This window comes from Paenibacillus brevis, from assembly GCF_018919145.1.
GTDB lineage: Bacteria > Bacillota > Bacilli > Paenibacillales > Paenibacillaceae > Fontibacillus > Fontibacillus brevis.
In genome coordinates this window covers 29,660-42,580 of the sequence record NZ_JAHLQJ010000015.1, presented here as the reverse complement: position 1 = coordinate 42,580, position 12,921 = coordinate 29,660, and the positions used below count along the sequence as shown (strand labels likewise).

Sequence of the window (12,921 nt, the reverse complement as noted above, 5' to 3'; positions counted from 1 at the left end):
ATAGATTGAAAAATGTTTTTATTGTATCATTGAATCAACTCAATCTTTCAATATTCCAACCTCATCACGGCATGAATGGAGTTGTAAACGTTGTCAAATATTATTGAATTCACCGCCCCCCCGCTGCCTCATTTCATTATGAGCGGTTTGGCTGCTCTTCCCCCGGGAGGCAAGCATCCCAGCCGGAAAAATATCGGGGCGTTCGACCTGCTTGTCGTGCGGAAAGGAACCCTGTTCGTCGGTGAAGAAGGCAAGGATTATGTCATCTCTGAGGGCCATGCGCTCATCCTTCGCCCTGACTGTCATCACTATGCCTATGAAGGCTGTCCGGACGAATCGGCGCATTACTGGCTCCATTTTCAATTGCTCGGAGACTGGAAGGTCCTTAATGAATACCCGGCTGCCGGGCAGGGGATGAATGAGCATGAGTCCAAGGGCTTCATTTCGCTCCATCCCTTCGAGGTTACGCCTTATTCGGTCTTTCTTCCTCAATTCACCAAGCTGATTCAGCCGCAAAAAATGTTCGATACCCTCCATGAGCTGGACTCATTGAACCAAAGCACGCATATGTCCAGTGCCAGGCTAAAGCAGCAGGCCTTGTTCCAGGAAATCATTATGCTTCTATCCGCTTCCCTGGAGGCGAAGAATAGCTCCCCCCAATCCGCTTGCGCCGAGAAGGCCGCAATATATCTAAGAGCGCATTATCGCGAGCCTTTCTCGGCCTCACGGCTTGGGGAGGCCATCAACTTTCATCCGGTGTATATCGCCCGTTGTATGCAGAGCGTGTTCGGATGCTCTCCTTCCGCTTATCTGCTCCGGCTTCGAATTGATCAAGCCAAGCTGCTGCTACTGCAGACGGATTGGCCGGTGGAACGGATTGCGGAGGAGGTCGGCTTCAATCAAGCGGCCTACTTCACATCCAGCTTCACCCGGGTCGAGGGTCTGGCTCCGCGCAAGTATCGGCAGCGCTTCAGTTGGAACAGGGGTTAGCAGGCAGGCAACGGCGTTAAGCAGCCATGCAGACTTTTTTGCGTAAGCCGCCCTCCTTGCACTATAATCAAAGTTACAGGACTTTATATCTAATATTCATTACTGGGGGAGAAGCGTTGACACAAGTCAAAATATTTGCCGACAGCATATCGGATGTTCCGGAAAGCTGGATGGAAGAGTACGATATCGGAATTATTCCGCTCTATGTAGTATTTAGCGGGAAAGCCTATAAGGACAGACATGAGATAACTACGGATGATATTTACCGCCGTGTAGATGAGACCGGGGAGCTACCGCATACAACTGCTCCTTCTCCGGCTGACTTTATCAGCGCTTTTACTCCTTATATCGATAAAGGCGACACCATTGTATTCATTAGCATGTCATCAAAACTATCCTCAACCTATCAGAATGCGCTGATTGCTGCAGACGACTTCCCTGCCGGCAGCATCTTCGTCGTTGACTCCCTGAATGTCTCCGGCGGAATCGCCTTGCTGGCACGTAAAGCTGCCGAGGCAGTACGTGAGGGCAAAACTGCCGAGCAAGTCGTAACCATGCTTGAGGAGCTTCGCGAACGGGTTGAAATCGAAGTGCTTGTCGACAGCCTGGACTATCTTCATCGGGGCGGCAGAGTATCCAATGTCCAGCACATGCTGGGCAGCCTGCTCAAGATTCGTCCGGTACTCCGCATTAAAGAAGGCATGGTTATTTCTGCCGATAAATATCGCGGCAAGAAGGAAAAGGCCGTGGAGCGGATGCTTCATCATTTCACCGAAAATATTCATAAGGTCGACCGCGAGTTGATTATCGTAGCTCAGACACTGGCGGAACGAGCTGCCGATTATATCAAGTCGACCTTGCTCGAGAAGACGGACACAAAGGAAGTTGCCATTATTGAAGGCGGCTGCGCAATCTCTTGTCATTGCGGCCCGCGAACAGTAGCGATTATGTATTTGCGCCGACCAGGCTGCCAAATGTACGCTTGACCAAGCTTTGTCGAAATGCCGTTCTGTCCGATGCCGTTGCATCCCGCAGAGCGGCTTTTTTTCATATGACTTATGTCCGTGTAATGATAGAGTAAGGAAACTTTATGGATGTTCCATTCGTATTGTAGGGTAAAATCATCGAGACATGTGATGGAGGTGGCGGGAATGCAATTTCAACGATGGTGCCGGAGAGCCCTACTGCTGTTTGTCACTGCGGTTGCGGCATGCAGCAGTCTGTACATTCCTGCTGCACCGCATGCCCAGGGCGGTTTTTTTAGCGATATGTATCAAGGAATCAAGGATATTACAGAACTGCCGAGTGAAGTAAATGAACTGAAGGAGAGCTATCGGCAGACACAGGACAAGCTTGAAGAGGCGAACGCCACCCTGGAGGCTTACCGGCAGCAGAACGAGGCTTTGCTTGAGCAAAACCGGGAGCTGACGGAATCCGTCGCTGCGTTAACGATGGCTCAGCAGGTCCGGGAGAATCAGTCGCGCAAGCTGCGGATAATGATCCTTACAGGGGTGCTGCTCATTGCAGGTTATTTTGTGGTGCTGCGATTGATCCGGGTGCTGCTCAGACGCTAGCCCATCCAGCTGTACAGTAAGCCGATCAAGAGCCTGGCATGAAGGGATAGATCCATATATGAATATCGAAAATCAACATCACCCGGGCGGAGGCTATGGCGGACAAGCCATCAGGTTCTTTCTGGACGAAGGTGAGCAGCTTCATATTCTGCACCCTGCCCAGGTGATCGCATACCGCGGCGCTACGGCAAACCGGGTAGACAAGCTGATGAATATCAAGGGGATGTACCGCAAACGGAAGCTGGTTCGGGCGGATTTCACCGGCCCCTGCGAGTTAGCAGCCTCCCTTCCTCCCGGCATTAGTCTAAAAGCTATTTCCCTTAGCGGAGGCAGCGACCTGCTATACGATTTCCGTCATTTATTCTTCTATACAGATCATATATCTATGGAATCACGTATCCTGAGCATCAAAAATATGATGATCACCCGGGATGCTGTAAAAATGAAATTTTCAGGTGAAGGCCAAATCGGCATTCTGACCCAAGGCCAGGTGCTGGAGCTGGAACTGCACCCTGTTGAGCCGCTATATGTAGAGGCAGGCTGCGTGGTTGCCTACCCCGAATCCGCGCGGATGGAACTGGCTGTGTACGGCAATCATCTGGCCAGCCAGCACATGCGCTACCAGTGGAAAATTACGGGTCAAGGCTCTGTGCTCGTACAAGCCACTGGAGGCAGCCGTCTCCAGCAGGAGCTGGAGAGCGGCGATGGAATCGTAAAGCGGTTCCTGCGGGAAGTGATTCCCTTTGGGGGCGTAATTATTAAGTAGCGCAAACTTATTTGCGAGCTGGGGAATGCTCAGGTGAGCCAAACGGGAGAATAGTTGAACAGAAACAGGCACGTTAAAGGGGCAACGTGTGAAGAATTGCCCCCCCCCCCCCCGCACGCAGAATCATTAATCCGGCTTTAAGCATTATTTTGGTATAATCACTTTTTGCCGGCATCGATATCCTGGGGACGCAGTCCCTCCCAAATGTTCGGAATCTCCACCTGGTCCGGATCTTCAAAGACAAGAAAGGCCGTCGGTAAATACCGTTCTCCGTATTCAGATGACGGCTTATTGGCGATCTCTCCGCCTTCCGTGACCAGCACGGTCGAGGAACCGCCATCCAGATTGGCAGCAATCACCGCTCCATGGTCCAGCATGATCTGCTGAACATCGTAAAGACTAGCCCCGATGCTATAGCCGGGCTGGCGTCCATCGATTACGACGAAGAGAATCGCGCCGTCTTCCCGCTGTCCCATTGCCGTTCTTGGAGCAATCCCCCAGCCTTCCTTCTGGCTCTTGATCTGTCCCTTGCCATTCACAATAATACGGGGCTGGAAGGTGACTGCCTCCTGAATACCCAGCTCGGACAGCTCGGTTAACGTATATTTGCCGGCGATCATCTTGCCCTTCTTATCGATTCCGACAATTTGGGTCGCATCGCTGGCTCCGATTCCATTATAGTAAAGCTTCCCTTGGGAAATGACGACTCCGATCGGCTTGAAACCGTTGCCCTTCCAATTGGGGTCCGCAAAGCCGCCGCCATTGACCCCGGCAACCGCCCCGGTGCGAGCCACCATGCTGGATACCTTCTCCCCCTTGCCAGTCTTGGCCGGAACGCCTAACCGGATCTTGGTCGGATCATTGACCGTCAGAACATACCCATGGTAGCCTGTACCGGAAACTTCTTCAATTTCAATTAAGGGTTTCTCCTTATCGGATTCCTGCTCCTCCCCGCCATTTGGAAGGTTAATCGTATGCGTATCTTCCTCGGTTCCCATGGCATCAAATTGAGCCTGATAGGCGGCAACACGCTTTTCCAGTTCGGCTTGTCCGATGATATATTTAGCCCAATGACGGTGCTGTGTCGTGATCAGCGTATCTGCCATCAGATAACGCATACTGTTACCTGACGGAGTTAGAAATAGCCAAAGTGTGGCTAACACTCCAATAACCATAAAGGTCACAATCAAACGGCCGATGAACCGCAAAAATACACCTTTCTTTTTCCGGCGCGGCTTTCGCGTTGACTTCTTTTTTTGCTGCCCCTGATTCTTGCGTACCGTAGTACGGCTGGGCAATGATGATGGAGTAGGCATGCTTGATCTCCTTATCTTGCTTAATCACTTGCTCTTCATGTTAACGACTTAAGCCCGAGAAAAGTTTCGCAAAAAAAATACACCCGCCTCAATTCATTGAGACAGGTGTGTGTGTTATTCGATCTCGCCTTCCCAAACCATCATTCCGCCCATGACATTAACGGCTCTGAAGCCCTGCTCCTCCAGCCATTCACAGGCCAGCGCGCTTCTTCCCCCGCTATGACAGATAACGAACCACTCTTCCTGCGGATCCAGTTCGTCCATTCTATGTGGAAGCTGCCCTAATGGAATATGCTTTGCACTCGGGATATGACCCTGGAACCATTCATGAGGCTCCCGCACGTCAACAATATGCAGGCCCGCTCCCCGCGCCAGCCGCTCACTCAGCTCTTGGGCAGATATTTCTTCAAAAGGTAAACCATTATGCACCGCAATCATCTCCTTCGTGAGAGTACCTCTGGTGCATAAGCATAGGGGAAGCACCGCAGCTTGTCAAATGGCTGCTCCGACTCTGAATCTTCCGTTTCTCTTCTTTAGCCCAGAATCTTCCGATTCCGGTCTACCAGCTCGATTCGCTGTTGTACGCAAGCGTAAGAACGAAGCGGGTCCTCCGGCGTGTTCTGCACATAGTCAAGCAGACGGTCAACCGTAGTGGTAGCCACATGGCAACGCGTGTCAGAGGATGCATAATACAAGTAGACATCCCCATTTTCTCTGGCGATCAAACCGTTAATGAACACAACGTTCGAGACATCGCCGATTCTTTCTTCTCCTTCCGGAGCAATCAGATGGCCGGCCGGAGCATGCAGCAGCTTCGAAGGATCCTGCAGGTCGGTCAGGAAGGCATATACGACATAGCGCAGGCCGGCCGCTGTGTTTCTTACGCCATGCGCAATATGAAGCCACCCCTTCTCCGTCTTGATCGGAGCCGGTCCCTGACCGTTCTTCGCTTCTTTGATCGTATGATAATAACGGCGGTCTATAATCGTCTCGCTCTCAATAACAGCACGATGCATACTGTCGGACAGCCCCCATCCGATTCCTCCGCCGGAACCGGCATCGATGAATCCGTCCTGCGGGCGGGTATAGAATGCATACTTCCCGTCTACGAATTCAGGATGAAGCACCACATTGCGTTGCTGGGCCGAGCTCGTCTTCAGATCCGGGAGCCGCTCCCATGTCTTCAAATCCTTTGTACGAGCTATGCCGGCCTGGGCCACAGCACTCGACAAATCCCCTGGAGCCGCATCAGGATCTTTTCTTTCTGTGCAAAACACCCCATAGATCCAGCCGTCTTCATGCTTGGTCAGACGCATATCATATACGTTTGTGTCTTCCTCTTCGGTCTCCGGCATCACGACCGGATGATCCCACAAACAGAAACCGTCAACCCCGCTATCACTCTCGGCAACGGCAAAAAACGACTTCCGGTCCACACCTTCCATACGCGCAACCAGATAGAACTTTCCGTTAAGCTCAATAGCCCCCGGATTAAAGGCCGCATTGACACCGATCCGTTCCATAAAATACGGGTTCGTCTCAGGATTATAGTCATAACGCCATATGAGCGGAGCATGGGCATGGGTCAATACAGGATTCACATACCGCTCATAGATACCATTCTCGGAGAACAAAGCTTCATTTTTGCGGGAAATTAAAGCCTCATAGCGCTCCTCGATTTGTTTCTTGCGCTGTTCGAACAAGGTACTCATCTGATATGCACAGCCCTTCCATAAATTTAATACAATTAATAATTTACCCCTTTAAATAAGCGATCAAAAGCTACCCCTTCAGCACCGAGAAGGAAGGCCCGGATGAATTCAAGATTCGATGCCGAGTCACTTGAAGATTTTGCTTCGTGATCAGAGGTTAATGCGTTCGATAATTTCAAAACAAGCCCGGCCATTATGATAAGGACATTTCCATTCATTAACCTTTGGATCAGTGGGGTCCGGGTTACCTGCACGGTCTGTCTTCCAATACCACTCCCCATGAACCGGATCGACAATATGCTTGCGGGTGAATTCCCAGCATCTCGTAGCTGCCTTTAGATAGCGTTCTTCTTTGGTCATTTGCCAGGCATTCACAAATCCTACGATTGCTTCTGCCTGCCCCCACCAGTGCTTATCCGTATCGAAGACACCTGTGGCATCGCCTTCCCACATAATCGCCCCATCATCATCCATGCCTTCCTCCAACACGGCATCCGCCATCCGCAGCGCTGCCTTCCGGGTCCGCTCAAGCAGTTCAGCGTCTCCGTAGAGCTCTGCTGCCTCCATGAGCAGCCAGCTTCCTTCAATATCATGGCCATAAGAGACATGGCGGGACTTCAAGCTCCAGTCCTCATCGAAGTACAAATGAAAATGCCCGCTCTCTTCATCGATGATCCGGTCGAGCATATCTCCTATTAACCTCCCGAATTGCTCCTCCAGCTTAGGAGTTCTGGCAATGCGGAAATAGTTCGTGTAGGCCTCCAGAACATGGAGGTGGGTATTCATCGATTTCTTATCATTCTGATCATGGATGCCAAGGCGCATATCCCCTTCATCCGTCCAATCTCTTGCATAGGCTTCAACATACCCTCCGTGAACCGGATCGAAGCCTTTCTCAACTACTTCGAATACTTCTTCGGCAAGAGGAAGGAGATCATTACGTCCACTGGCAAGGATAAATTCGGATAGCGCATAAAGATAAAATGCCAGTCCATAGATCTGCTTTTTGGTCTGCAGGGGATACCCGCTATAATCGACCATCCAGAAATACCCTGGATACTCCGGGTCTCGGAAGTAAGCTTCCAGATAATGCAGCGCCCGTTCTGCCATTTCCCTATATTCCGGCTTCGGTTCATGTCGATAAGCACGCGCGAAGGTCCAGAGAATCCGGGCATTCAGCACCAGGCCCTTCGGGGCGTCCGGCACTACTGTCATATCGCTGTTTATCTGTCCGACAAATCCTCCATGCTTAATATCAATAGAATGCTCTAACCAAAAACCAAGAATATCATGCAGCTCTTTGTTCATTTCCTGCTTAAGCTGTAATAGTTCCAATTCTTATCACCTCTATTTTGTCAGCTAACAATCACAATTGTAAACTAACAAAATAACAAGTTCAACTTGTTTCGCTAACAAAGTGCCTTGTAAACCTAATAGTAATCCGATAGTATAGATTTCGATACCTGCAGGAGAAAAAGGGGCCTTATAAGAGATGAAAAAAGTGACCATGCAGCAAATTGCCGATGTGCTTGGACTTTCCAAATATGCTGTTTCAAAAGCGTTAGCCGGTAAAGAGGGGGTCTCCCCTCAAACCCGCGAAAAAATAATTGATACCGCCACCCGGCTTGGATATTTCAAGCAACAGCGCACCGTCAGAGGTCATGAGGAGAAAAGCGGGCCCAGTACAACAGCGCAAGAGGTATGGGGACGGGATAAGCAGACTGTTGCCGTGTTGATGCCCAATATTAGACTGCAGACGATGGACTCAACCTTCTGGAGCATGATTGTATACGGAATCGGCAACGCTCTCTCCCGCCGCGGACTCGGCATGCTCATCCTGACCGAGCAGACTCCTGAGGGATTTGAGCGGCTGCTGAAGCCGGACAGCCTGCTCGGCGTCATCGGTGTCGGAGAAGTGACGACATCCATGCTGCTGGAGATCAAGCGGCTGGGGCTTCCCTTCGTCCTAACGGATCATGAGGACCCTCTCGTCCCATCCGATACGGTTTTCGCCTCCAATATCGACAGCATGTCGATGATTACCGGACATCTCTGGGCGTTAGGGCACCGTTCCTTCTGGTTTCTGGGAGAAATGCGCTACTCGCGAAGCTTCACAGACCGATGGATTGGTTTTCGCAAAGCCCTGGAGGACAACGGTCTTGATATCCGCCCGGCAAACAACCGGTTAGCTTTATCCAGCACGGATCACAGCGCCAATTTCGCACTGCTGCAGGAGAAGATAAGCGAATATACCGATAACGGAGAACCGCTTCCGACCGCCTGGGTCTGTGCCAATGACGAGATTGCCCTTGCCGCATTAGAAGCGCTTCAAGCAAGCGGCATGTCTGTGCCGGATGTCATATCGGTTACCGGCTTCGACAATATTGAGGAATCCGGGCGTGCCGCTATTCCGCTGACTACCGTTAATGTAGACAAGGAGCAGCTGGGAGAACGTGCGGTTTCCGCTCTGCTGGACCGGATTAGCGAGCCTGACAGACCCTTCGAGAAGATCAACCTGGCATGCGATCTGGTCGTAAGGTCATCGACGGGAAGTCCTAACAAATAAAGGCCGGACGAGGAGTTTATCTCCAGTCCGGCCTTCGGCATGCTATGGATACTAATTTACATTACAGTCCCTTATCCCGCCGAATCAGTTCCAGCAAGGCACCGCACCCTGCAGTAAGCAGGTCATAAACCTCTTCAAAGTTCCCTGTATAATACGGATCAGGAACGTCCTTAAACAGAGATTCCGGCACAAGGTCCAACAGCTTGATAATCCGGGCATCTGCCCGGGAGGCCAGCGTACGGAGATTCTGTTCATTTTGATCATCCATAGCGACAATGTAGTCAAACCGGGTAAAGTCATCCCCGGCAACCTGCCTTGCCTTCTGGCCTTCATACGAGATTCCGTACTGGTCAAGGATACGCCGTGTTCCTTCATGAGGGGGCTTGCCTGTATGCCAATTGCCGGTTCCTGCCGAATCAATCGTAATGTGCTCCTGCAATTGCGCCTCTATCACCCGGTGGCGGAAGATCGCTTCCGCCATCGGAGAACGGCAGATGTTGCCCAGACAAACAAACAGGACACCGACTCTCTTTTCATGATCTATCCTTTTCATTATTTCCGCACCACCGTGTAACCCTTGTCTTCAAGCAGTTTAATGATTCCGTGTTCTCCCAAATAGTGAGCTGCGCCAACTACGATCATATACTCTTCTTTCTTACCGCTCTTCAGGTAGCCGTCGATTTTCTCGGCCATTCCAAGATTCCGGTCAATCAGCATGGCTTGATTGTATTCTTCATCGTCAGAGAAGCTGTTAGTCAGCTCCAGAAGCTGCTCATCATTTCCTGTCTTCCACATTTCAGCCATCGCATTCACACTATCTTCCACCACATCGATATTGTCAAGCGTTGCGTTCAGGTTTTTCTCCTGCAGTTCTTTAGAAAAATTATTGAACATCCTCAGTTGAGACTCGTAAGACTCCAGCTCGATGATCGGCAGTTGACGCTCAAGCGCCTTCTGGATAAAATACAGATCCACCCCTGCAGACGCTTCATATCCGGTCGCCGCTGATTTCAACGATGCAAGTGTAGAATCCACAACCCACGGCTTATAAGCATCGAGGATATCGGGCTCCAAGCCGTTTTGCTTCAGGACTTCACCCAGCTTGGCATATGTCTCGGCGGAAATATGATTCTTTAGGGTTGATCCATCCTGATACGTTCCCATGCTCAGAATCAAATTCTGCTGCGCTTCATCCGCTGCTTTGCTGATATCGATCTCTACGCCCAAATAGTCCGCTTCTGTAAAAGCTTCTTCAAATTCATCGCGCAGCGGATAAAAGCTGTCATCTGCGATGTGCATGGAGCCTACCAGATATACCGTCGTGCCGTTGTTTTCAACTTCCCATAGGAAGCCACGTCCTCCGGTCTGAGAGGCAGTTTCAGGCGCCGCTGCCTTGGATGCCAGCTGGACCGTACGTGTCGCCTGATCCCAGCTGACTTCATAGCCGGCAACATCCCCGATGATGCGAATCGGCGCATAGGTTACGCCATGAATGCGCTCCAGCTTACTTTCCAGCGTAATCGTCCGGCCTTCCACCACCACAGTAATTGTATCATCCGCGGTTCTGGCAAGCTTCGCATTCAACGCCTCCAGCGTAGTGCGCAAAGGCACCAGCGTTGTTCCTTCCTGGGCAACCGGTGCGGTCTCAGCCGCATATTCGATGGCTTGGCCATTCACTTTAATCCATGGTTGTTGCGGCGCTGCTGCCGCCGGGACAGCCGATGCAAGCAGACCGGTGGAAAGAGCAAGCGATAACAGCATATATTTCCAATTTTTCATAGGTCGGATTCTCCTCTACTCCTGAATTAGATTTTATAAGCGCGCATTGCTTTACGCAGCTCTTTCATGGTTGGGCGCTTGCCGTAGAGCAGCACGCCCGTACGATAGATCTTCGCGGCAAGCCAGCCAAAGAACAGGATCGAGACTGCCAGAATGACGAGGGAAACCGCAATTTCCCAGACCGGGGTATCCCCTAGGCCCACCCGTACAATCATGGAGACCGGCGAGAAGAACGGAATAAAGTTGCTGATCTTGAGCAGCAGCGAATTGGGCGCGCTCAAGCTGAAGATGCCGATGTAGAAAGCAGCCAGCGACAACATAGTGATCGGCATAATTGCCTGACCCAATTCCTCCGTCCGGCTTACCAGCGATCCGATGGCAGCAAACAGCGTTGCATACAACAGATAGCCCAGCACAAAGTAAATCAGGCCCAGTACAAGCACTGTCAAATTGACATCGGCTAGATTTAGATTCAGACTTGCGAGAACCGGCCGATTGTGCGGAAGCGACATGTTAATACCGATTACGCCCGCAAAGATGAAGATTTGCAGCAGTCCAATGTACAGCATGCCGATAATTTTGCCAAACATCTGCGTCAGCGGAGAGACGCTGGTAATTAATATTTCCATGATTCGGGAGCTCTTCTCGGCGGTTACCTCTGCCGCAATCATATTCCCGGTCATCATAATAATCATGAAGAACAGAATGACCAGCCCGTACACAACAATGTAATTAATCGGCGCAGGGCCGCGCTCCGTCTCTGCTTCATTTGCGGACGCATTTGCTCCCGAAGCATCCAGCTTAACCGGATCGATAAATACCGGAGCTGTCAGGGCAGCCAGCTGCTCCTCGCTCAGCGTCCCCTTCGTAATAACCTCTGCCTTTACACTCTGAAGAGCGGCCTGGAGCGAGCTGTTCACACTTTGAGGAATGCTGTCTTTATTCGAAATGTAGGAAACCGTTGGAAATGCGGATTGCCCATTCTGATTGAATTTTAGATACCCGTCAATATTCCCGGCTTTAAGCTCCGCACGAAGAGTTTCTTCATTCTCTCCCTCGAACTTGTGCAAGGTGAATCCGAATTCCCCTTGCTTCTGAAGATAGGCTTCCAGCGAAGCAACGATCTCGGGCTGGCTACCTTCCATTACTCCGACACTCGCGGGCCCCTGCTCCCCGCCTGAAAATTTATCTATAAAATAGGGAATATTCATACCGATCGACACAAGCAGGACCAGCACCAGCGTTGTAATGAGAAATGACTTGGTCTTGATCTTGTTCACAAAAGTAAACCGGATCACTGTATTTAATTTACTCATTCGACTCACCTACTTCCTTAATAAAGATCTGATTGAGCGTCGGTTCCTTAATTTCAAAGCGTTCAACCTCGCCCTGCTCCATCGCCGTCTTCAAAATTAGTTTTGCGGCAGATACATCCGAAATGGAGATATCATATCCCCGTTCCTGGCGGCTGACCTTCTTTACACCCGGAATCCGGTCAAGCCCTTGAACCTCTCCCGAGGTATAGAGCAGCACCTCTTCACGCGGATACTTCTTTTTGATCTCCCGCAAGTCTCCTTGAAGCACAGTGCGGGAACGGTCCAAAATCGTAATATTACGGCACAGCTCCTCAACATGCTCCATCCGGTGTGTCGAGAACAGAATGCTCGTTCCTTGATCGCGAAGCTCCTTGACGGTTGCCTTAAGCAGCTCCACATTAACCGGGTCCAGGCCGCTGAAGGCCTCATCCATAATAACAATCTGCGGCTTGTGCACCACGGCAGCGACAAAGCCCATCTTCTGCTGATTCCCCTTGGAGAGCTCCTCAATCTTCTTATCGTAATAATCCGGCACCTCAAAGCGCTCGAGCCAATATTTCAGACTCTTATCGGCTTCCGCGGCGGACATGCCCCGTAGACGCGCAAGATAAATAATCTGCTCACTAACCTTCACCTTAGGATAGAGTCCGCGCTCTTCCGGCAGATAGCCCATCTGCGACTGCAGTTCCGGCCCGTAAGGCTTTCCATTGTATAGAATTCGTCCGCTATCCGGATAGATCAGACCGAGCACCATCCGCATGGTTGTCGTCTTACCTGCTCCGTTAGCACCCAGCAATCCGTAAATTTCGCCTTCTTCAACCTGCAGCGTAATTTGATCCACCGCTCTTTTCTCTCCAAATTCCTTTACAACCTGTTCCAGTTCCAGTCTCTTTCCCACCATA

Annotated in this window: 13 protein-coding genes; 5 read left to right on the top strand and 8 right to left on the bottom strand. The window is 50.9% G+C overall.

Annotation, left to right across the window (positions count from 1 at the left end):
• Positions 1-90 precede the first annotated feature (90 nt).
• The 4 genes from KQJ23_RS17020 to KQJ23_RS17005 all read left to right on the top strand — a co-directional run bounded on the left by KQJ23_RS17020 (position 91) and on the right by KQJ23_RS17005 (position 3,330).
• Entirely contained in the window at positions 91-990 is a 900-nt protein-coding gene (locus KQJ23_RS17020) for an AraC family transcriptional regulator (protein WP_249529852.1), read from the top strand.
• A gap of 116 nt (positions 991-1,106) precedes the next feature.
• Positions 1,107-1,976: a DegV family protein gene (locus tag KQJ23_RS17015; RefSeq protein ID WP_216480115.1), complete on the top strand. Its 870-nt coding sequence runs from the start codon at positions 1,107-1,109 to the stop codon at positions 1,974-1,976.
• 165 nt (positions 1,977-2,141) lie between these two features.
• Positions 2,142-2,564 carry a hypothetical protein gene (locus KQJ23_RS17010; protein ID WP_216480114.1) on the top strand — a complete coding sequence of 141 codons (423 nt, stop codon included), beginning with the start codon at positions 2,142-2,144 and terminating at the stop codon, positions 2,562-2,564.
• A gap of 58 nt (positions 2,565-2,622) precedes the next feature.
• Complete coding sequence (locus KQJ23_RS17005; protein WP_216480113.1) at positions 2,623-3,330, top strand: AIM24 family protein; 708 nt, start codon at positions 2,623-2,625, stop codon at positions 3,328-3,330.
• A 158-nt stretch (positions 3,331-3,488) separates the two neighbouring features.
• On the opposite strand, the gene KQJ23_RS17000 is transcribed toward KQJ23_RS17005, so the two are convergent.
• The 4 genes from KQJ23_RS17000 to KQJ23_RS16985 form a co-directional block, all read right to left on the bottom strand.
• A complete protein-coding gene (locus tag KQJ23_RS17000; RefSeq protein ID WP_216480112.1) occupies positions 3,489-4,646 on the bottom strand; it encodes a phosphodiester glycosidase family protein in 1,158 nt (385 codons plus the stop codon).
• 114 nt (positions 4,647-4,760) lie between these two features.
• Entirely contained in the window at positions 4,761-5,075 is a 315-nt protein-coding gene (locus tag KQJ23_RS16995; protein ID WP_430522311.1) for a rhodanese-like domain-containing protein, read from the bottom strand.
• A 104-nt stretch (positions 5,076-5,179) separates the two neighbouring features.
• Positions 5,180-6,358: a glycoside hydrolase family 130 protein gene (locus tag KQJ23_RS16990; RefSeq protein ID WP_216480110.1), complete on the bottom strand. Its 1,179-nt coding sequence runs from the start codon at positions 6,356-6,358 to the stop codon at positions 5,180-5,182.
• A 150-nt stretch (positions 6,359-6,508) separates the two neighbouring features.
• Entirely contained in the window at positions 6,509-7,693 is a 1,185-nt protein-coding gene (locus KQJ23_RS16985; RefSeq protein ID WP_216480109.1) for an AGE family epimerase/isomerase, read from the bottom strand.
• 157 nt (positions 7,694-7,850) lie between these two features.
• On the opposite strand from KQJ23_RS16985, the gene KQJ23_RS16980 reads away from it, so the two are divergent.
• Positions 7,851-8,924, top strand: coding sequence for a LacI family DNA-binding transcriptional regulator (locus tag KQJ23_RS16980; RefSeq protein WP_216480108.1), 1,074 nt, complete (start codon positions 7,851-7,853; stop codon positions 8,922-8,924).
• A gap of 61 nt (positions 8,925-8,985) precedes the next feature.
• Here the strand turns inward: KQJ23_RS16980 and KQJ23_RS16975 are convergent, their stop codons facing one another.
• Genes KQJ23_RS16975 through KQJ23_RS16960 form a run of 4 tightly spaced genes read right to left on the bottom strand, consistent with a single transcriptional unit; the run spans position 8,986 to position 12,920 of the window.
• On the bottom strand, positions 8,986-9,477 hold the full coding sequence (locus KQJ23_RS16975) for a low molecular weight protein-tyrosine-phosphatase (protein ID WP_216480107.1): 492 nt from the start codon (positions 9,475-9,477) through the stop codon (positions 8,986-8,988).
• Positions 9,477-10,703 (bottom strand): TraB/GumN family protein, encoded by a 1,227-nt coding sequence (locus KQJ23_RS16970; protein WP_216480106.1) that lies wholly within the window; start codon positions 10,701-10,703, stop codon positions 9,477-9,479. The genes KQJ23_RS16975 and KQJ23_RS16970 overlap by 1 nt, the downstream gene beginning before the upstream one ends.
• A 26-nt stretch (positions 10,704-10,729) precedes the next feature.
• Complete coding sequence (locus KQJ23_RS16965) at positions 10,730-12,019, bottom strand: ABC transporter permease (RefSeq protein WP_216480105.1); 1,290 nt, start codon at positions 12,017-12,019, stop codon at positions 10,730-10,732.
• Complete coding sequence (locus KQJ23_RS16960) at positions 12,012-12,920, bottom strand: ABC transporter ATP-binding protein (protein WP_216480104.1); 909 nt, start codon at positions 12,918-12,920, stop codon at positions 12,012-12,014. The genes KQJ23_RS16965 and KQJ23_RS16960 overlap by 8 nt, the downstream gene beginning before the upstream one ends.
• Position 12,921: the final 1 nt, after the last annotated feature.